At 35.7% G+C, this 21,803-nt stretch carries 16 protein-coding genes; 11 read left to right on the top strand and 5 right to left on the bottom strand.

Features of this window, described 5'->3' with window-relative positions:
• Window positions 1–11: 11 nt before the first annotated feature.
• Both CGC58_RS03035 and CGC58_RS03030 read left to right on the top strand, forming a co-directional pair.
• Window positions 12–935, top strand: coding sequence for a PorP/SprF family type IX secretion system membrane protein (locus CGC58_RS03035; RefSeq protein WP_373309510.1), 924 nt, complete (start codon window positions 12–14; stop codon window positions 933–935).
• Between the two features lie 41 nt (window positions 936–976).
• Window positions 977–2,935 carry an OmpA family protein gene (locus CGC58_RS03030; RefSeq protein ID WP_095895059.1) on the top strand — a complete coding sequence of 653 codons (1,959 nt, stop codon included), beginning with the start codon at window positions 977–979 and terminating at the stop codon, window positions 2,933–2,935.
• Between the two features lie 39 nt (window positions 2,936–2,974).
• Here the strand turns inward: CGC58_RS03030 and CGC58_RS03025 are convergent, their stop codons facing one another.
• Window positions 2,975–3,793, bottom strand: coding sequence for a hypothetical protein (locus CGC58_RS03025; protein ID WP_095895058.1), 819 nt, complete (start codon window positions 3,791–3,793; stop codon window positions 2,975–2,977).
• Window positions 3,794–3,963: 170 nt separating this feature from the next.
• Between CGC58_RS03025 and CGC58_RS03020 the strand changes: the two genes are divergently transcribed.
• On the top strand, window positions 3,964–5,589 hold the full coding sequence (locus CGC58_RS03020) for a S8 family serine peptidase (RefSeq protein WP_198540745.1): 1,626 nt from the start codon (window positions 3,964–3,966) through the stop codon (window positions 5,587–5,589).
• A 72-nt stretch (window positions 5,590–5,661) separates the two neighbouring features.
• On the opposite strand, the gene purH is transcribed toward CGC58_RS03020, so the two are convergent.
• Complete coding sequence (gene purH / locus CGC58_RS03015; RefSeq protein WP_095895057.1) at window positions 5,662–7,194, bottom strand: bifunctional phosphoribosylaminoimidazolecarboxamide formyltransferase/IMP cyclohydrolase; 1,533 nt, start codon at window positions 7,192–7,194, stop codon at window positions 5,662–5,664.
• 74 nt (window positions 7,195–7,268) lie between these two features.
• Here purH and CGC58_RS03010 point away from each other — a divergent pair, with 74 nt between their 5' ends.
• Window positions 7,269–8,513, top strand: coding sequence for an ABC transporter permease (locus CGC58_RS03010; RefSeq protein WP_095895056.1), 1,245 nt, complete (start codon window positions 7,269–7,271; stop codon window positions 8,511–8,513).
• A gap of 6 nt (window positions 8,514–8,519) precedes the next feature.
• On the opposite strand, the gene CGC58_RS03005 is transcribed toward CGC58_RS03010, so the two are convergent.
• Genes CGC58_RS03005 through CGC58_RS02995 form a run of 3 tightly spaced genes read right to left on the bottom strand, consistent with a single transcriptional unit; the run spans window position 8,520 to window position 11,770 of the window.
• Entirely contained in the window at window positions 8,520–9,293 is a 774-nt protein-coding gene (locus CGC58_RS03005; RefSeq protein ID WP_095895055.1) for a tetratricopeptide repeat protein, read from the bottom strand.
• Between the two features lie 2 nt (window positions 9,294–9,295).
• Window positions 9,296–9,910 carry a LuxR C-terminal-related transcriptional regulator gene (locus tag CGC58_RS03000; protein WP_095895054.1) on the bottom strand — a complete coding sequence of 205 codons (615 nt, stop codon included), beginning with the start codon at window positions 9,908–9,910 and terminating at the stop codon, window positions 9,296–9,298.
• Window positions 9,911–9,916: 6 nt separating this feature from the next.
• Window positions 9,917–11,770, bottom strand: a complete 1,854-nt coding sequence (locus tag CGC58_RS02995; protein ID WP_095895053.1) for a sensor histidine kinase — start codon at window positions 11,768–11,770, stop codon at window positions 9,917–9,919.
• 328 nt (window positions 11,771–12,098) lie between these two features.
• Here CGC58_RS02995 and CGC58_RS02990 point away from each other — a divergent pair, with 328 nt between their 5' ends.
• The 7 genes from CGC58_RS02990 (at window position 12,099) to CGC58_RS02960 (ending at window position 21,769) form a co-directional block, all read left to right on the top strand.
• Complete coding sequence (locus tag CGC58_RS02990) at window positions 12,099–13,178, top strand: lipocalin family protein (protein ID WP_095895052.1); 1,080 nt, start codon at window positions 12,099–12,101, stop codon at window positions 13,176–13,178.
• Between the two features lie 489 nt (window positions 13,179–13,667).
• Window positions 13,668–14,687, top strand: coding sequence for a TolB family protein (locus CGC58_RS02985; protein ID WP_157909182.1), 1,020 nt, complete (start codon window positions 13,668–13,670; stop codon window positions 14,685–14,687).
• 1,046 nt (window positions 14,688–15,733) lie between these two features.
• The gene (locus CGC58_RS02980; RefSeq protein ID WP_095895050.1) at window positions 15,734–16,480 is read left to right on the top strand and encodes a DUF6261 family protein; all 747 of its coding nucleotides are present in this window, start codon (window positions 15,734–15,736) and stop codon (window positions 16,478–16,480) included.
• 670 nt (window positions 16,481–17,150) lie between these two features.
• On the top strand, window positions 17,151–18,269 hold the full coding sequence (locus CGC58_RS02975; RefSeq protein ID WP_095895049.1) for a WD40 repeat domain-containing protein: 1,119 nt from the start codon (window positions 17,151–17,153) through the stop codon (window positions 18,267–18,269).
• Between the two features lie 199 nt (window positions 18,270–18,468).
• Window positions 18,469–19,233, top strand: coding sequence for a lipocalin-like domain-containing protein (locus CGC58_RS02970; protein ID WP_095895048.1), 765 nt, complete (start codon window positions 18,469–18,471; stop codon window positions 19,231–19,233).
• Window positions 19,234–19,327: 94 nt separating this feature from the next.
• Window positions 19,328–20,368, top strand: coding sequence for a TolB family protein (locus tag CGC58_RS02965; protein ID WP_095895047.1), 1,041 nt, complete (start codon window positions 19,328–19,330; stop codon window positions 20,366–20,368).
• A gap of 318 nt (window positions 20,369–20,686) precedes the next feature.
• Entirely contained in the window at window positions 20,687–21,769 is a 1,083-nt protein-coding gene (locus CGC58_RS02960; protein WP_095895046.1) for a hypothetical protein, read from the top strand.
• The last annotated feature ends 34 nt before the right edge of the window (window positions 21,770–21,803 follow it).

Genomic DNA, 21,803 nt, shown 5'->3' with positions numbered 1-21,803 from the left:
AATATATTATAATGAGAAAAAGTAGTGCTTTTTTAATGTTGATGTTAATGCTATGTACAGGGGTTTTTGCTCAACAAGAATCGCAATATACACAGTATATGTATAACACAATGATGTTTAATCCGGGGTATGCAGGTTCAAGAGATGTAGGGAGTTTCTTCGGGCTGTACAGAACCCAATGGGTAGGTTTGGAAGGTGCCCCGAAAACAGCAACATTGAGTTACCATACGCCTATCAGAGATAAAAATGTGGGGCTGGGAGTTTCATTGTTTCACGAATCAATTGGTCCTCAGCAAGATAATACAATTCTGGTAGATTTTTCATACACACTGAATTTTGAAAATTCAAAATTGGCTTTTGGTCTGAAAGGTTCGGCAGGATTTTTTCAGTTAGATGTCAATAAATTACACTTATATGACGGTTTAGACTATAGTTTCACCGGAGATAATACAATTTTCAGACCCAATGTAGGTGCAGGGCTTTTCTGGTATTCTGACAAACATTATTTAGGTTTTTCTGTACCAAATCTTTTAGAAACAGAAGTTTACAGAAGAAATGAGAGAAACAGAGAGGTTTCCGTTCTGAAAAACACTCAACACTATTACCTGATAGGAGGATACGTGTTTGATTTGACAAAAAATACAAAATTCAAGCCGGCGGTGCTTAGCAAAGTATCTTACGGAGCTCCATTTCAGTTAGATGTTTCGGCGAATTTTATGTTCAACGAAAAGTTTGTTTTGGGTGCTGCTTGGAGATGGTCGGCTGCGGTAAGTGCTATGGCTGGTTTCCAGATAAATGACCGATGGTTTATCGGCTACGGGTATGATTTCGAAACTACAGAATTATCAAGATATAATTCAGGTTCACACGAAATATTCTTGCGTTACGAACTGGTGAAAGCACACAGAAAAGTGATTTCTCCAAGGTTCTTCTAAGAAAATTTTTATCAATCTAATTTATTTTAAAAAGAACAAAAATGAAGAATCATAAAATATATGTGCTTGCAATAGCGTTGATTAGCAATGTCTTGTTGGTTTTTTCACAAGAAAAACAAATGCAGAAAGCCAATGAGATGTATAAGAATTACGCCTACATAGATGCTATCAAGGTCTATGAAAATATTGCAAAAAAAGGATTTATAAATCAGGAGTTGCTCGAAAGGCTTGGAGACTCATACTATTTCAATGCTGAGTACGACAAGGCTTCTACTTGGTATGAGAAACTTTTTGAAAATAAGGGATATAAGATGCAACCTGAATATTATTACCGATATGCATTATCCTTAAAATCATTGGGTAAATACAGTGAGTCAGACCAAATGATGAATAAGTTCGTAGAGCTTACCGGAGCAAATGATACTCGTGCCATATTGTTTGAGGAACACAAAGATTACAGAGAGGAAATAAAAGAAAATTCCAACCGATTGGAATTGCTTCAAACGGGCATAAATACGGAACATTCCGAGTATGGAACAGCTTTTTACGGAGATAAAGTGATTTTTGCAGCAAGTAACACGAGCCTGATTAAGCCTGTTTCAAAATGGACAGGTGAAAGCTTTTATGACTTGTACGAGGCGAATCGTGATAGTATTAGTTTGTCAAAAAAGACGCTGTTTTCATCAAAAGTTAACACAAAATTCAACGAATCAACAGCTGTATTCACAAAAGATGGCAACACTGTATATTTCACCCGAAATAATTACGTGAACAAAAAAGTAAGAATGGACTCGGAAAATACCATCTTACTGAAAATATTACGGGCAACCAAAGATAGTAAAGGAAATTGGGGGAATGTCGTTGAGATGCCATTCAATAGCAATACGTACAGTGTGGCTCATCCTGCGTTAAGTCCGGACGAAAAATATTTGTACTTCGCTTCGAATATGCCGGGGACATTAGGAAGTTCTGATATATTCCGAGTAGAAATATTGAAAAACGGTTACGGAAAGCCTGAGAATTTAGGAAATATCGTAAACACAAGCGGAAGAGAATCTTTCCCTTTCATTTCAAAAGATAATGTATTGTATTATTCTTCAGATGGTTATCCGGGATTGGGAGGATTGGATATCTTTGCTGTGAAATTGTACGACAACGGGACTACTTCAAGAGTCATAAACATCGGGGAGCCGGGAAATAGCGTAGATGATGATTTTTGTTTTGTGATAGACAAGGAGTCAAAGGTAGGTTTCTTGACTTCCAATCGTGCCGGAGGAAAAGGAAAAGATGATATTTACGGATTTTACGAGCGTATTCCTTTGAATTTCACTTGCAACAAAATTTTAAAAGGAGTTGTTAAGAATTCGGAAACAATGGAAATTATTTCTGGAGCAATGGTTTCATTGTCAGGGAAAAAGATGGATTTGCTAAAAACAGAACCAAGCGACCCTGCAGGAGGATTTGCCTTTGGAGAAGAATTCATAAATTGCCAAGATTCACATTTCTATTTGAAGGGAGAAAAAGAAGGTTACGAAACGGCTGAGGTAAAAGTAGAAATGAAAGGCAAAGGAAGAGAAATCCACTATGAAATTCTGTTAAAACCAAGAGTTATAAAAGTAACCGAGGGAGACGATTTAGCGAAAGTATTCAAGATAGAAAACATTTATTTTGATTTTGACAAGTCGAATATTCGTTATGATGCATCGGTACAGTTAGCTAAAATCTTGGAGGTGATGAAAGAATATCCAAATATGAAGATAGACGTTCGTTCGCATACAGATAGTAGAGGTTCAGATAGTTATAACTTAGCTTTGTCTGACAGAAGAGCGAAATCAACTGTAAAATGGATTATTGATAATGGCATTGATGCCAGCAGAATCACAGGAAAAGGCTACGGAGAAACACAATTAACGAACCATTGTTCTAACGGAGTGAAGTGTACACCGGAAGAGCACCAAGCCAACAGAAGAAGTGAGTTCATAATTATAAGTTTAGAGTAATAAAAAAGGGATAGTTTTTCAGCTATCCCTTTTTTATTTTTAATCTTTTAATTTTTTGTATATGATATTTTGTACTCCTCTAAAGCGATATGTTGTTCGTGAATTAATGTGGAAAAGCTCAATTTCACGGTCGTTTAAAATACGAACTTCAAAGCTTTCGGTTTCATTTCTGTAATTCAGATTTAGAATTTTTACATCATTAGCATTTCGTACATCATCAACGGTGTATATCCCTCTGAAAAGTGGCGTTGTAATATTCGGATGTTCTCTTGTTTCAAAAATATAATCTCCGTGGAGGCTGTAAAACCTGATAAAATTCTCATTGTCAAACGGATTCATTGCACCTTCTCTGCTGGTATATGTTTTCTCCCAGAAATTGTATTCTTGCAGAAAATATTGCATATTTTCAAAGAATAATCTGTCATAGTTGAAATTACGTTTGTGATATCCTTCCAATCTATAAACTGAATTAGAGTCTATATCATACAAATCTATTTGGTTCGGAGAAATTTGTACAACTTTAAAACGATAAGAACCATCTCTGTCGTGGTGAAATGTCAGGTGCGTATCAGAGGTGAAAAAATTTCCTATAACTCGTCCGTAACCTCTTCCAACAGAGCCGATTCCTACTAAGTTGTTGTTTGCCAGTAGTGTATTTCCGTCAAAAGTTATGGTAAAGGCCTTCTGCAAAAACGGAATTCGGTCGTTTCCGCGTGTAGCATCAACATTTACATACCACAGGTCGTAGGAATGCAAAAATTCGTGTAATGTGAGCTGGTCATCATCATATTCATTACGAACGGAACAACTGCTTAAAAATAGAATAATAGCAGAACTAAAAAATAATAATCGTTTCATAATCAGTTAATTTTAATAATTATGGTGCTTTACAATATTGTTACAATCAATAGTTGTGCCATTTTTGCAAAAGAGAGGAATAAAAATGTGTTCTTCTTTTGTGCTTTATTTAAAATTATTTACCTTTGCACCAGTTGTTTTTTAGGTTAAATCGTATAAATATATTACAAATGAATATTAGAAAACCATTTTTATTAGCAATTTCAGGGGCTGTATTGGTAGGCTGTGCAAGTCCGTTGTCAAAAATTGCATCGGCGAGCCCAGATGTTTTGCCAGATATGTTGCCAAAGCAAGCGGAAAAAATTTCTGATGAGCAATTGAAAGTTTGGCCTCACGAGAACCTTACTTCTTTTCCGGGAATTGGTTTGCAAGGAGCGTATGACTTATTGAAAGGTGTAAAAACAAGCAATAAAGTTATCGTGGGAGTTATTGATTCGGGAATTGATATCAATCACGAGGATTTGAAGAATGTTATTTGGGTAAATCCTAATGAAATTCCTAACAATAACATTGATGATGATAAGAATGGGTATGTAGATGATATTCACGGTTGGAATTTCTTGGGAGATATCAACCACGAAAATATGGAGCTTACACGTATTTACAAGTCCGGAGATAAGAGCAATCCTGATTATGAGAGAGCTAAAACCGAGTATGAGAAACAATACGAGGAAGCTTTTGCTGAAAAAGAGTATTTCGAGCAACTTAATCAAATGGCTTTATCGGCAGATGACATTTTGAAAAAAGAACTCAAAAAAGATAAATATACGTCAGATGATGTAGCTAAGATTCAACCTACTAATAATATGATGGCTCAGTATGTTGAGTTTATGCAACAACTGCTTGGTCGTGTGGGAGATTCGGAAGCTCTTAAAGAAGAATTGAAGGGAGCTCTTGAGCATTACACTTCAAAATTGAGTAACTATTTGAATTTGGAATTTAGCCCTCGTAGAGATATCTTGAAAGATGACGAGAATGATTTCAGCAAGATAGGATACGGAAATAATAACGTAATAGGTCCTGACTTGGATGGTTCACTGCACGGAACTCACGTGGCGGGTATCATTGGGGCTCAACGCGGAAATAACGTAGGGATGGACGGAGTTGCTGATAACATTGCTATTATGGCAGTGAGAGCAGTTCCTGATGGAGATGAGTATGATAAGGACATTGCTTTGGCAATTCGTTATGCAGCGGATAATGGTGCAAAAGTTATCAATACAAGCTTTGGAAAAGGATTTTCTCCTCATAAAGATAAAGTTTATGAAGCTATCAAATATGCAGCATCAAAAGATGTGTTGATTGTAAATGCAGCAGGAAATGACAGCAAAGATATTGATGTAGAGGAAACATATCCGAATGATGAGGTAGCAGGAAAAGAAATTTCAGATAACTTCTTGACAGTAGGTGCGTTGAATTTTGAATTCAATGATAAACTAATTGCTTCATTCTCAAATTACGGAAAAAGAAACGTAGATGTATTTGCTCCAGGGGTTAAAATCTGGGCTACTGCACCTGGTAACAGTTATAAATTTTTACAAGGAACATCAATGGCTTCTCCTGAGGTAGCAGGTTTGGCAGCTTTGATTCGTTCTTACTTCCCGAATTTGACAGCATCACAAGTTAAAAAAGTGATTATGCAGTCAGGGGTTAGCCCTAAACTTCAAGTGTACGTAGGAGAGGCTGAAAGCAAGAAAAAAGTGGATTTTTCAGAATTATCTTCAGCTGGAACTATGGTTAATGCACGAAATGCGGTTATTTTGGCTGCAAAAATGAGCCAAGCAAAGAAAAAATAGTAAAATATTAATAGAATTAAAAAAAAGCCCGACGTGAAAACGTCGGGCTTTTATATGCTGTTTCAAAACAGATTAGTGTTTGAAGTGTCTTGTTCCTGTAAGTACCATCGCTATTTTATGTTCATTACAATAATCAATAGTCAATTGGTCTTTAATAGAACCTCCAGGCTGAATAACCGATGTGATTCCTGCTTTGTCCGCTATTTCCACACAGTCAGGGAAAGGGAAGAAAGCATCACTTGCCATAACAGCATCATTCAGGTCAAACTCGAAAGATTGAGCTTTTTCGATGGCTTGTCGTAAAGCATCAACTCGGCTCGTTTGTCCGGTTCCGCTTGCTAAAAGCTGTTTGTTTTTGGCTAAAACAATTGTGTTTGATTTGGTGTGTTTGCAAATTTTTGAAGCAAAAAACAAATCCTCAAGAGCTTCTTCACTTGGTTTTTCGTTTGTAGCGTACTTGATGTCTTCTATTGTATCCGTTTTTAGGTCTTTATCTTGAACTAAATATCCATTTAAACAACTTCTGATAGAAGTTTCAGGCAAATTGATGTTTTTTTGTACTAAAATGATACGATTTTTCTTTTCTTTTAGTATTTCTAACGCTTCATCGCTGTATGTTGGAGCAATGATTACTTCAAAAAATAAAGAATTGATGTCATTTGCCGTAGCTGAATCAATTTTTGTGTTTGAAATTAAGATTCCACCAAAAGCAGAGACAGGGTCGCCAGCCAAAGCTGCTGCGTAAGCCTCCTGAATATTTTTTCGAGTAGCAACTCCGCAAGCGTTATTGTGTTTCAAAATGGCAAATGTAGGGTCATCGTGTTTGAATTCTGAAATAAGACTTACAGCCGCATCAACATCTAATAAATTATTATACGAAAGTTCTTTTCCGTGTAATTTTTCAAATAAATCATCAAAATTTCCGTAGAAATATCCTTTTTGATGCGGATTTTCTCCGTATCTGAGTACTTGACCTTCATTTTCACTGATTTTCAACGTAGTTATTTCTTCTGTTTGGTTGAAATAATTGAAAATAGCCGTGTCATAGTGAGAAGAAACTTGGAATGCTTTGGCTGCAAAATTTTTGCGTTGTTCCAAAGTAGTTTTTCCTTGAGAGTTTACCAAAATATCCAGTAAATCAGCATATTGCTCCACTGAGGAAACACATAAAACATCTTTGAAATTCTTTGCAGCAGCACGTATTAATGAAATCCCCCCGATATCAATTTTTTCAATAATATCACTTTCTATGGCACCACTTGCAACGGTTTTTTCAAAAGGATACAAGTCAACAATGACGATATCCAACTGAGGAATAGCGTATTGAATCATTTCCGAAACATCGCTGTCATTGTCCTGACGATTTAATATCCCTCCAAAAATTTTGGGGTGTAATGTTTTGACGCGTCCTCCAAATATGGAAGGATATTCGGTTACGGTTTCCACTGGAACTACATCGATGCCCAAATTTTTGATGAAAGATTCAGTTCCTCCCGTGGAGTAAATAGTGATTCCTAAGCTATTCATTTTGTGAATAATAGGTTCCAGTCCTGTTTTATCGAAAACAGAAATTAAAGCAGATTTGGCTTGTTTTGTGAGTTTCATTAAAAAAAGTCTTATATTTGAAGCTACAAAAATAACGTTTTTCTTACGGATAATAAAGCCTATTTCTAAAAATTATGTTTATATATCTGCAATTACTAAAAGAAAGTTTCAATTTTGCCATAAAGTCATTATGGGATAATAAGCTTCGTACGTTTTTGTCGTTGCTTGGAGTTACGGTGGGGATTTTTTCTATCATTTCCGTATTGTCAGCAGTTGATTCACTAAACAGAAGCATACAAGAAAATTTGTCGGGATTGGACAAAAACACAATGTCTATCTCAAAATTTTCATTTGCTCCAACAGATGTACCACGTTGGCGACGACTTAATTTTCCGCAGGTTACATATCAGGAATATGATTATTTAAGAAAAGAGATTCTTGATATGGACGCTATATCTTATGTGATTTTTGGAGTAAACTCTTCCATAAAGTACGAAGGGAAAACCATTGAAAATGTTCCTGCAAGTGCGGCTACTTCCGAAATTTTACAGATTGAAGACATAAAAGTAGAAAACGGACGTTTTATGAGTGAAGCCGAGTCCAGTACGGGAGCTCCTGTCATTGTTTTGGGGCATAAGATTGCCGAGCAACTTTTTGAAGATGAAGACCCCATTGGTAAAGAAGTTCGTTATTTTGGAAAAAGAATGATGGTAATAGGTGTTTTAAAAAAATATGGTTTAATGAACGATACTGATGAAAAAGTTGTGATTCTTTCTACCTTCATACGGAATTTTATGAATACGGGAACGATGGGGGTTCCTAGTGCATTGATAATCAAACCTAAAAAGAATGTGGACGTACAAGAATTTGAAAATACACTTGTTCAGCGTCTTAGGAAATATAGAGGATTAAAACCAGATGCTCCCAATAATTTTTTCATTAATAAAATGTCCACTTTTACGGCTATGATTGATGAAACTATCGGTATGATGAATTTAGTAGGATGGATTATTGGTGGATTTTCGATTTTGGTGGGTGGTTTCGGAATTGCTAACATAATGTTTGTCAGCGTTCGGGAAAGAACGAGCCTTATCGGGATACAGAAATCTTTGGGAGCAAAAAAGCATTTTATTTTATTTCAGTTTTTGTTTGAAGCTGTACTTTTGGCATTGATTGGAGGGTTTTTGGGGTTACTTTTTGTATGGCTTGGAACTTCCGTAGCTTCAAATATGATAGAAGAATTTAAATTTGTGCTTTCTGCGGAAAATATTATCATTGGCTTGGGAGTTTCGTTTGTAGTTGGCTTATTATCAGGAATTATTCCGGCATTGAGTGCAGCAAGATTAGACCCTGTTGAGGCCATACGCACAGGACAATAATGATTTTTATCTAAAATCATTTAAAATTTTGTCAGCAATTATTTCGAGGAGGAAATTATTTTCAATTTCGAAAAGTATTTCTTCCAAGGTTAGGTTTTGCAAGCAGTAAAAATATTTTTCTCTGTAAAGTTCTGATTTTTTGATGTTATTTTCTTTAAGATAGATTTCTTTTAGGAAAAAATACAGTAGCAAATTTTCTGCTTGGTTGTCATTCTGAAAGGCGTAAGGTTTTAATTTTTCGTATGTTTTGTTGTATTTTTCTGCAAGGAAGAAATATTTTTTTGCTTCTTCATTATTGTTTAAGTGCAATAATATTAGTGCTTTACGTGTACAAAGTAAAACGATTTCCTTGCCATCTTCAAAGTTTTCTTTGTAATGGTTTATTCCTTTATCATATAGTGTGATTGCCTTATCAAAGTCTTTCATTTTGAGGTGAACATTTCCTAAGAAAAGATAATTTTCCGTGTATTGGGAGGATGCGTCATTTATCATTATTTTTTCTGATAACTGACTCATTTTTAGTGCTTCTTCCGGAAAATTTGCAATAGACAAAGCATTTGCATAACGGGCGAAAAACATTGTTTGGTACAACTTTCCGCCATCGCCAAAATTGCTTTCATCGTGAGCAAGAGGCTCAACACTTTTATAAAGAGCCAATGCTTGAGAAAGTTCGCTTTTCTTTCTAAAGCTCAGAGAATCAGCCTCTCCGATTTTATAGATAAGTTCCTCATTGAAGGGAGTGAAAAACTCTTCTTCGTCAAACCATTTATTTTCTTCCATAATTAAACGAGTCCTTTTGCTTTTTGCAATAGATTTACGGTTTTATTTACGTTGAATTTTTGCATTAAGTTTTTGCGGTGTGAATCAACTGTTAACGGACTGATATTCATTTTATCAGCTATTTGTGCAGATGAAAGCCCTTCGGAAAGATACTTCAATACCTCTCTTTCGCGTCGAGTGATGATAGGGATTTCTTCCGAATTACTTTCAGAAGGCATTAAAAGATTGATAATCTGCTCACTTAAGTATGTATTTCCGTTATAAATATGCAAAATAGCTTCTTCAATTTCAGCCATTGGGCTACTTTTTAGCAAATAACCTGAAGCTCCGTCGTTTATCATTTGCTGGATAATGAAAGGATCATCAACATTGCTAAGTCCTAATATTTTTACATTGGGATAATTTTGCTTGATACTCAGACATATTTCAGAGGCTTTTCCGTCAGGCAGATGGATATCAAGTAGCAGAATATCAGCAATAACATTTTTCAAAACCTCATCAAGTTGCTTTATGTTCGAGGCAGTGGCAACAACTTCCATTTGCGGATGTGAAGTGATAAAACTTTGCAGACCTTCGTTAATTATGGGATGGTCATCGCAGATAATAATCCGTATCATAGGTAATTATATTTTACATTCAATATTTATGGTAGTTCCGATTCCTTCTTCGGAGAAAATTTCCATCTTTCCTCCCAAATAATTTACACGAGCTTCAATATTGTTAAGTCCCATATTTCTTGAAATACTTTTGGGGTCGAATCCTTTTCCATTGTCTTCAATTTCAATAAGAAGGAGATTGTCTTTAAAGGTGGATTGTAGCTGTATTTCAGATGCTTGGGAATGTTTTACGGCATTTGTTAGTAATTCCTGCACAATTCGGTAAACGGATAGTTGCCATTTTTTGTCGTGCAAGTCGGAAAGCCCGTCTGTATAAAGTTTGATGTGATGTTTTTCACATTGTAAAGATTGGCAGAAGTCGGATATTGCTGTTTGTAACCCGTATTTTTGCAAAGCAGAAGGGTCTAAATTATGAGCAGTATTTCTTAATTCAACAATTGCTATATCTAATTGTTTTACAATCTTTTGCAATTCTTCTTTCTTTTCAGAATTTTGCGACAACATTTCTACATTCATTTTAATTCCCGTGATGCGTCCGCCTAATCCGTCGTGCAATTCCCGAGCCAATCGGTTGCGTTCCTGTTGCTCGCCTTCCATAAGGGCGTGTGTAATTTCAATTTCTTGTTGCTGTTTTCTTAATAAGAAATCTTTTTTGGTACGTTTTCGATTTACATTCCAAGCATATAAAGCCCAAGCAGTTACAACTCCGAAAAGAGAAATTCCGCCGAAGAGCAGGATTTGATTTAATTTGTTTTTGTTTTCCAGCTGAATGATAGCCTTTTCCTTCTCGGCAGTGCGATATTGCAACTCCATATCGGCAAACATTTTCTTGTTTTTTTCTTCGATAATGCTGTCTTTAAGCGAGTTGTGTTTTTTCATCAAATCATACGCATTATCGTGATTACCAAGATTTGCTTCTAAGTCAGCAAGGTCATAGATTAATCTTAATTGATTTTTTTTGATAGTTTTATTGATAGAAGTTTTTAGAAGTTTCTGTATGATTTGTTTTGCTTCGGTAAAGCGATTTAATGTTTTAAGAATGCGAACTTTTTCATATTCTAAAGAATTTTGGTCCCACGGAGCATTATTTTTTGATGTGAAATCGAGTCCTTTGTTTATGCTTTGCAGAGCTTCTTCCGTTTTACCTATGAAAGCAAAATAGCGAGCTTCATTGCGGTAAACGAAACCTGTAAGTTTACTTCTTGGATATTGTTTCCAAAGAGATATTGTTTTATTGTACAAATCGGAAACACGAGCTTCTTCCCTCTTTTCCAGATAAATATCAAACATATTTAAGTAAGTCCAGAGGAGAGCTTCATTTTCTTTATTTTCTTTCTGAGCTTCAGCAAGAGATTTTTGATAATATTCTAAGGCTCTGTCGTACTCTTTGTTATTGCTTAAAATCATACCGATATCTGTAAAATATCCCATCAAAAGGTCAGAATCACCGGATTTTTCAGCAAAAGGAATACAGTATTCCAATGTGATATCCAATAGGTTATGTTCTCGGTCGTTGTATTGTTCCAGAACTCCGTAATTATGCCACAGCCTTGCTCGATACCGATAAGCTTCTGGGGTTGTGTACCATTTCAAATAATCGTTGGCTTTTTGATAGAATTTCTGACTTTTTTGATGGTCGTAATCAAAATAAATTCCTGCTTTGTTGAAATAGTAAATTCCTTCCAAATAAGGTTCTCCTTGGGCTAAATGGAATGCTTCTTCCCGAAGTATTTTGAGTGCCTGCGTGGTATCGGCTTGTGAGAGAATATTTGCAAGTTCCATTAAAATATAGAACTTTTCTCTGTCGGAAGAGGCTTCATTCGCCGCTTGACGCAGTTTATATGGTTCTTGAGCCTTCACCAGTGAAAAACTTAGAACTGTTACAGTTAAGATTAGTATTTTGAGATGTTTAAGCAAAGTGATTGATGTTTTTTACGGCATAAATATAGTGATAAAAAATAAAAACGAAAAAAAATATAGAAATTAATATAAAAATACCTAAAAAAGGGGATTGACATACGAGTTCGAGACTGTTAATTTTGTACTGTTGAAAAAACAATAAAAAGGAAGCTGACTGAATAACAACCTCAATTGTATTCAATAACGCTGTGAAAGTGTTGATATTGAGGGGGATGTAAAAAACAAATCGTTTTTTAAATTAGAAAAAAGAACTTAAAAATTAAAAACAATGAGAAACTTAAAAAAACTAAATCACAAAATTAAATTACTTTTGGTTATGGTTTGCTTTGCTTCGTGCGGAAAGGAGACCGAAGCAAGTGAGCCTTTCCAAGGAGTTTGGAATCTGAAAGCCATCGTTCAGGGAGGGCAAATTGTTGATGTTACAAAACCCGAATTACCTTGTTTTAAGAATACCAAACTTACAGTAGGTAGTTCAAACTTTGAATTATTTTTCTCTGCACTTAAGTCACAAAATTCCACGGATTGCAATAGTGTTACCGAATCAGGGACTTGGACTAAACGCGACGGAAAATATTACATCACTCAAAAAGGACAAGAAACTGAGTTCCCGATGAAATTCAGTGACAATAACACTACATTGCAATTCACCTACGGAGCTGGAAATGATGCTTTCGATATGGTTTTCAAAAAAGAAGGAGGCTCTTCGGGGGATAATAACACAGGTACTAACGCTACCAAACCTGGAACAGGCGTGTATGCGGGTATTTGGTTTCTTGGGGCAAATAGATATGACCTTGCCATCTACCTGCGAGATGACGGCACATATACCGAAGCACTTCGCAAGAGTGATTGGAAAACCCGAGTAGATGGTAATTACGTCATTCAAGGTAATAAACTTACCACTACAAGTAAATCTGGCAAGAAGTCGTACTATACATATATGGATAATTACAGTTATATGTTAGCCGATGGCACTTACTTTATGTTCAAAGTAGAATTTGTGAACCAGATTCCACCCAGTGGATATAAGTTCCAAAACATTGCCGTACTCGATGTAGCAGGTAATTTTTCGGCATCGGGGGTGAGTGGCTACCTGTATTTTGATGGTAAAGGCAATTTCTCGAATGATAAAACTGCTTTCACCCAAACATCGGGAAGTGGAATAGGAAGCGGAGGCTATTCCGGACAGAAGTACATAGGTACCTATACCATTTCCGACGGTACTTTAACTCTTCGTTATAGCAATGGTTCAACAAGTACTCATAGTTTCTTCTATGGGAAGCCTTCCAAAAAAGGAGACGATGCAACTATCGTGGTTGATGGATACACCTATTTTCAGAAAGAATAAAGAAATTTCGTCTTAAGAAACAAGTAAAAAAGTTTTCAAGAACCAAGTAATAAGTGTTTTTAGTAGAAAGAGAACATCCCCCTTACCCCCTTCAAAGGGGGAAAGAATGAACAAGAATTATTAAGAACCAAGTAATAATTAGTAAAAGCAATCTAAAAGAAAAAGAATAAATTATTTATTCACTGTACAAACTCCCCCTTTGAAGGGGGCAGGGGGATGTTAATAAGTAGAATAGTATAAATAAAGGGGCTTCGACTTCGCTCAGCCTGACAAATAAGATGAAAAATATTTGAGCTGTCACCCTGAGCGTAGTCGAAAGGTATAAAAAAATATTTTTACATACATCAACTATATGTATATGCTTATAAAAAAATAATTTTACATATATCAATTATATGTATAATTCTATAAAAAATATTTTTTATAAAGTGAAATAAGTATATAATGTGTTATAAAAATTAAATTTAAAATAAAAACAATATGAAAAATATGTTTACAATATTATTATATGTATTCAGTATGCTGATAGTATCGTGCAATAAAGATGATGAGGGAGGAGGAAATTCTTCAGCAAGTCATATTTCGGGAACGATACATTGGCAATTTGGAGGTAAAGTAGGCAAATATACACCTTCTAATGGTAGTTACAATAAGTCGGTATTTCTGATAGGGTCAAGTTCTACTAAAAAAGGATTTGATGTTTCGTGGGACGGTAAAAAATATATGATTGCATCAGAAACTTGGGATTCAGATGTACAACGTTTTGTACTCCGAGATATGGGGGAGAAAATGGCAAAAGTTGATGATGACAAGAATCGATTTAATGTAACTATCGAGTGGGATAAAATTGGTGATACGCAACCTGTAATAGCTCCTAATGAAAAATATTTTGCACTTGAGCCGCAACGTTGGGCAAAGATGCCGATTGTTATCGTAAATGATAAAGGAAGTGTAATACGTGAGTGGACAAATCCGAAAGAATCATTAGACTATCACGAGAAACCTGTGTGGGACGCTCAAAACGTGTTGTATTTCCGTATTGGTAATAGCGTTTGGAAGTGTGCACCTGATGGAGAATATGCTGATGCAAAGCAAATTATTTCCAATCTTAATGGTGGCAGTCATTTGACGGTAAGCCCCGATGGTTCAAAGTTTGTATTTCGTAAGGATTATTTCTTGTGGATGTGTAATTCAGACGGAAGTGATATGCGACAAATTACCACCTATGATATTTCCAGAAGAACGAACTATAAGGGAGATGCTCGTCCGGCATTTTCGCCCGATGGCAAATATATCGTTTTTACCACAACAGGAACTACAGGAGCAGGTTGGACAGATGCTGACCTTGATGTAAATGTAACCGGAAGTCGTTTCGGCTATCTGTGTATCATTCCCGCAGACGGAAAATTACGCAATCTTGATGATAAGAACAGCGGAGCTATCTATTTGAAGAATCCTGAAGGTGCTGCCGGTATCCCCTGCGATGGTCATTTAGTATGGAGACCTTAATGAGGAGTAAAGAACCAAGTTTTTCAAGAATCAAGTAACAGATATTTCAAGTTATAAAAAAGTCTGGTTTGTCACCCTGAGCGTAGTTGAAGGGTATGAAAAAGTTTTCAAAAACCAAGTAACAAGTATTTTCAAGTTACAAAAAAGTTCAGTTTGTCACCCTGAGCGTAGTCGAAGGGTTTAAAAAAGTTTTCAAAAACCAAGTAACAGGTATTTCAAGTTACAAAAAAGTCTAGTTTGTTACTCTGAGCGTAGTCGAAGGGGCTAAAAAAATTTTCAAGAACCAAGTAACAAATAGTATAAGTAATCTAAAAGAAAAAGAATAAATCAATTATTCACTGTACAAATTCCCTCTTTGAAGGGGGTAGAGGGATGTTAGTAGTCGAAAAAGTATAAATAAACAGGCTTCGACTTCGCTCAGCCTGACAAATAAATTAAAAAATATTTCAATTGTCACCCTGAGCGTAGTCGAAGGGTATGAAAAAGTTTTCAAGAACCAAGTAACAGGTAGTAGAAGTAATCTAAAAGAAAAAGAATAAATTATTTATTCACTGTACAAATTCCCCCTTTGAAGGGGGCAGGGGGATGTCAATAAGTAGAAGAATATAATGAAAAGGCTTCGACTTCGCTCAGCCTGACAAATAAATTAAAAAATATTTCAGCTGTCACCCTGAGCGTAGTCGAAGGGTCTAAAAAAGTTTTCAAGAATCAAGTAATAAGTTTTTCAATTGGGTTAAAAAGCATTCTTTTTGTTTCCTTCATAGGAGAAATAAATATGATTTAATTATTAGTTCTTTATATGTTATAATTTTAGTATCCTTTTGAGGGAAACTGGAGAATGCGACAAAAAAATGTAACTAATGGAAAAACTTTATAAATGTAAATACTTATAGCATCATAAGTCAATAAATTTTTATATATATTTTATAATATATTTATATTTTAAAAAAGATATTTGGCATTGTTTATGCGGCAATTTTAGTGTAGTTTAACTTATTTTTACTACAAAAAATAGTTTTAGTAATAACCAAATAAAATTTTTTAAGATGAACAACAAAGTAAAGGGGCTAAAAATACAAGCCTTGCAAAATCACGAACATTTCGGATTTGTATCTGAATTAAAATTAGTGTTGGAACAAGCTAATATTGATGAATTAGCAAAATTATTGGAGCAATTTTCTCTTTTGGTAGAAGAAGAAAATAGGGCTTTTGAACGTACGGCAAAAAGTAGCCATACTAAAACACTTTCTATGTTAGACAAGGAAAGTGGTAATTACTATCGCGGGCTGTTGGCTTGTGTGAATTCCGCCAAGTATAGTCCTGTGAAAGAAGAAAAAGAAGCAGCCGATTTGCTACTGATATTGATTAAATCATATGGTTATTTCATATCGGAAAGCTATGAAAGTCAGCACAGCAAAACGGTAAACTTCATTCAGGATATGCGAAGTGAAAAGTACAAAAAGGCTTCTGAGCTTGTCGGTACGGTACGGTGGGTCGATTGGTTTGAAAAAGCAAATCAGAACTTTATGGAAGTGTACCGAACACGTCGTGATGAGAAGGCTTCATCAAAGGCAGGTACACGTCCGTTGAAGTCAGTACGCAAAGAAATCGATGAAGTATATCGTAACATTGTAAACCATCTGAACGCATTGAATGTGTTGAAACCTTCAAATGAAATTATTCAACTTACTTCACGCATCAATGTTCTGATTGACAGACTTTCTGCAACTATGGCAAGCCGTAGTACAAGAGCCAAAAAGAAAGATGACGATTCTAAAAAACAGGTTTCATAATTAAAGTATTTAATATAGCAATTATTGGTTGATACATTCCTCCTCACAAAAAGTGTTGGAGGAATGTTTTAAAAGAATTGACTAAATGAAAAAAAAATTAGTTTGTCACCCTAAGCGTAGTAGAAGGGTATGAAAAAGTGTTCAAGAACCAAGTAACAAAGTATTTCAAGTTACAAAAAAGTTCGGTTTGTCACTCTGAGCGTAGTCGAAGGGTCTGAAAAAGTTTTTAAGAATCAAGTAACAAGTGGTAAAAGTAATTTAAAAGAAAAAAATAAATCAATTATTCACTGTACAAACTCCCCCTTTGAAGGGGGCAGGGGGATGTCAGTAATCAGAAAGGTGCAAAAAATTATCAAGAACCAAGTAACAAGTATTTTCAAGTTACAAAAAAGTTTTGTTTGTCACCCTGAGCGTAGTCGAAGGGTCTGAAAAAGTTTTTAAGAATCAAGTAACAATTAGTAGAAGTAATCTAAAAGAAAAAAATAAATCAATTATTCACTGCACAAATTCCCCCTTTTAAGGGGGTAAGGGGGATGTAAATAAATAGAAGAGTATAAATAAACAGGCTTCGACTTCGCTCAGCCTGACAAATAAGGTAAAAATATTTCAGCTGTCACCCTGAGCGTAGTCGAAGGGTCTAAAAAAGTTTAATCACAAAAAATTATAGGATATGAAAAAAGTTTTAGTATTAATAACAAGTCTTTTAGGAACGATGGTATGTAGTTCTTGTTCCAAAGAAAACGGCGGTGGAGGGGAGCTACCTCCGCTAAAAAATTTCCCCGGTACATTATACATCGATTTTGCTACTGACGGCATTCGTTCATACGATTTTAAAACAGGAAAACTCGTTAAAGTAACCAACACAGACAGAGGACCAGGGGTTACGGGCTATGATTTTTCGTATGGAAGTAAGGAAATTGCATTGTCGATAGGTACAAGCCGTACTTTTGACACCTATCAAGATAAGCAAACTTTCATTATGCGACCTTTTGAAGGGAAATATACGTGGTACAGCACCATTTCCGACCCCAATGGAATACCTTCCGAGGGGAATATATTTGGTTTCAAATATCAATATAACGGACAAAGTTCTGAGGGACAATTCTACCATGAAGCTGCGATACGGGTTTCTCCTAATAAAAGATATATCGCCGTAGATGGTAATTATTGGGAAGACAGAGGGGTGCTCCTGTTTGATACGCAAACGGGGAAACTTCTGGCTGAGTTTTACACCACCAAAGAAGATTTAGACTATCAATCTACACCCGTTTGGACACATAACAATGAATTATTTTTTGCCATCAGAGGGATGTTGTACCGTTGGAAAGAAGGTTATGGCACGAAAGTAGAACAGGTTTTAAATCTTAATAATGGTAATGGGGCGGGTTATGTAGCCGTAAATCCACAGGGAACACGAGTTGCTTTCCGTTACAAAAAGCATTTGTGGATACAAAACATTGACGGAAGCGGGTTGCAACAGATAACGACCAGTCCGCCCTCAGGACTTTCTAAGGTGGACGGAGAGTATCAACCTGTATTTTCTCCCGATGGGCGGTATATAGCCTTTGTGGGTTCACCTACAATTAGTCAGATGTGGACAGATTATGACCCTTTACAACCGCGTTTGCCTCACGTTACTGTGGTGGGTGGTTCGTACGGATATGTATTTATCATTCCTGACGACAATAAACTATATGATTTGAAAGACCCCACCAGCGGAGCCGTAATGATTAAAGATAGTTCTGGCTTTTCCGTAGCAGGTTATTTTAGTAATATGATTTGGAGATAGTGATATAAAAAACTTCAAGAACCAAGTAACAAGATATTTTAGTTAGAAAAAAGTTCGGTTTGTAACCCTGAGCGTAGTCGAAGGGTCTATGTAAGTTTTAAAGAACCAAGAACCAAGTATTTTAAGGAGGAAAAAAAACATTTGAAAATATTAAAAACTAACGTTTGGATAAAGTATTAACTATTAAAACACAATCAAAATGAGAAGAATTTTATTTTTTATGGGAGCGGTATTGTTGTTTACTGCTTGTGGAAAAGACGACGGAAAAGAAAGTGTGGATACCTCTGAACTTCTGGGAATGTGGCAATTGGAATCGCTTATAAATGACGGACAACCGAAGGCATTAAACAATTGTGAGCGTCAATGGAAGCAGGAATTCCGTGAAAATAACCAATTGACGTTCTATCATTTCGATGTACAAAACGACGGAAGTTGTAAATCGGAAGTTGCAACATACACATATCAAGTATCAGGAAATCAGATTACATTTAGCAACGAAAAAGGCAAGATGGTCAATACGTTTTCTGTTAAAGAAGGCAAACTGACGATGGTTACTCCTGCAAGCCAAAGCAGAACAGGAAAAGAGGAAATAGCTACCTACACAAAAATTACAGCAAATAACAATGCGGATTCTGACCCAATCATAGGTAATTGGAAGATTCGTGTTATTCAAGATGCATCGGCAACGGTTGAGGTAACCAATAAACCTTGTGTAAAAGATACTTATTTGCAAGCAGATGCTACCTCCATTTTGTTTAAACTATATCTTCCTGACCCAAAAACGAACGAATGCCAGTCGGGGCAAGAACAATATCAATGGTTTAGACAAGGAGATACTTATTATTTTAATCAAAATGGTCAGCAATTTAAACTTCCTATTGAGTTGAGAGATAATAATCAAACTTTAATGTTGGATTATCCTACCCAATCAGGTAATATTAAATTTTATTTTACGCGAGGCTAATTAGTCAAAATATCAAAAATGAAAGGTTGTTTTTAACTTTTCCTTTTTGAAAAAGAAAGAAAAAAAATTTTTGTAATAATCTAATACTTTGGATATGATGAAAAAAAGAATTTCATTGCTCGGAATAATATTGTTTGCTTTCTTGGTGTCTTGTGCTAAGGAAAGCGAATTAAGCGTAGGAACGCAAAATCTCAGTGGCAATTTGTTTATACAATTTACTGATGGTGTATCTGTATATAATTTAACGGATAACAAATATACGGAGGATGTAGCAAAAGTAAGTTTGACACAAGTTTTACAAACGTATGATGTGTCGTGGGATACTTCGAAGGTACTTTTTACCCTTGATGTACAGGGCTTTAATCATAAGCGTATTGTGTACAGAAATATTAGCGACCCCGTAACACATCAAGAAGTAAAAACCGACGGTAAGAATATCCACGATTTTGAGTACGAATGGGGTGATGTACGCCCCCTCGATGCATTTATTTCTCCTAACGAGAAGTACATTGCGTTAGAAGGACAAGGATATTCGGATATGCCTACGATTATCATCGAAGCGGATAAAGATAAAGAAGTAGGTCGTTGTGACCCTCCCGCAGGGTATAACGATTGGGGAAAACCCGTTTGGACAGCTGATAATGTGTTATACGTTCAGGTAGGTGATGCCGTTTACAAGATGAGTCCCGATGACGGATATAAAACGTATCAAAAGGTCTGCTCTGCCGATGGAGGAGGTTCTTATAGGGTAAATCCGCAGGGAACGAAGTTTGTCTATTATAAGGATAAACATTTGTGGCTTTGCAATATTGACGGTAGCAATCGCAAACAAATCACGACCAGCAAAACCTACGATTGGGCAAGCTGGGACGGCGAAGGATTTCCTACATTCTCCCCTGACGGAAATTACATTGCTTTTACTTCACGAGGTTCACGCGGTATGGCGTGGAGCGACCACGATTATCCTGATGGCTCTTGGGTGGGTGCTGTGGGAGGTAAATATGGTTATATATCAGTAATTCCCGCCGACGGAAACCTTTACAATCTTGATGATAAAAATAGCGGTGCCATATCACTAACCAGAAGCGGAAATAGAGGAATTCCTTGCGACGGACACTTAGTTTGGAGGAGATAAATATATTGTTAAAAAATCAAGAAACATTAACGAATATTAACTTATAAAATACCTGAAAAGGGGGATTGATTACAACGAATATTAGGTGTATTTTTGTACTGTAAAATTGCTTATAAAATGGAACTAACTACAAATCATTGAAGCGAGAATCGTATTTACTGAGTTATTAGTGGTGTCTGATTTATGAGGATTCCTTATTGGGATAAATCTTGTTCTGGTTTCAATGAAAGATGAAAGTAGAAATTATTGTTGTGATATTTTTAAAACAATATTTTGCTATTATTTTGAACGTAAATTTGAATCAGAAAAACAGATGCTATGAAGAAAACAATTTTATTCTTGTTGAGCATAATATTGATAGGTTGTTCGGGAGAAGGAAAGGAAGGTTCTTCTGTTAAAGGAGTATTCGATGTAAGGTTTCAAGCAGATTTAAAGAATACCATTTACACCTCGGCTATTTTTGGATTGGCAGAAGTGGAGCGACAAACAAATCAAGCCATTGATTTTTTCTATATTGATTTTGAGGCAGAAGAAAATGGAACGATTGAGGTTACAATTGAAGAAACCGTACTGAATCACAAAACGGAAGTAACACAGGAGGTAACCGCTGGTCGTAATAGTTTTTCTCCAAAAATAAAATGGAAATATGATGCCTTGAAGCAAATGAAGCAACCCGGATATACTGATTTTACTTTCCTCTGCAAAAACACAGCAGGCGATAAATTGGGAAGTAAAGACATCAAAATACGATACACTTCTATCAATGAATGTGTGTTGGTCGCAAAGTTAGAAGGGAAAATTTATCCGTTGTTCCATTTTATGGGAGCTTATGTAAATGAAGATAGCCCCATAGTGGATGTTTTTCTAAAAGATGTTCTCAATACAACTGATTTAAAGGCTTTTACAGGTTATCAAGGAGGAAATTCAAATGAAATTGCTATAAACGTCATAAACCAAGTACGAGCAATGTTCCTTACATTACGAGCTAAGGGTTTGAAATACAGTAGTATAACAGATACAAGTAATAATTCTTCCAATCCTAACGTTGTAAGCCAGTACATTCGTTTTGCGGATGAGGTAATGAACAATACACAAGCCAATTGTGCAGACGGAACAGTTTTTCTTTGTAGTGCCTTAAGAAAAGTAGGAATAGAAGCGTTTATGGTTTTTCAGCCAGGACACGTTTACTTAGGATATTACGCTAACTCTGGCAAAAAGAGACCTTTCCTTTTGGAAACCACAATGGTAGGAACTGAAATTTCCTTTATGCAAGCAACTGATATTAATGTCAATACGTTCAATAAAAACATTGATAAATACAATAATAAAGATTATATGGATATGTATTTCATTATAAATATAAATGATATACGTCCGCTAATTAAACCTATCGGGAGATAGGACATTATTTTTTCTCAAGCTCAAATTTTGTAAT

The organism is Capnocytophaga stomatis (assembly GCF_002302635.1).
In the GTDB taxonomy this organism is placed as follows: Bacteria; Bacteroidota; Bacteroidia; order Flavobacteriales; family Flavobacteriaceae; genus Capnocytophaga; species Capnocytophaga stomatis.
This window is presented reverse-complemented; position numbering and strand designations above follow the sequence as displayed.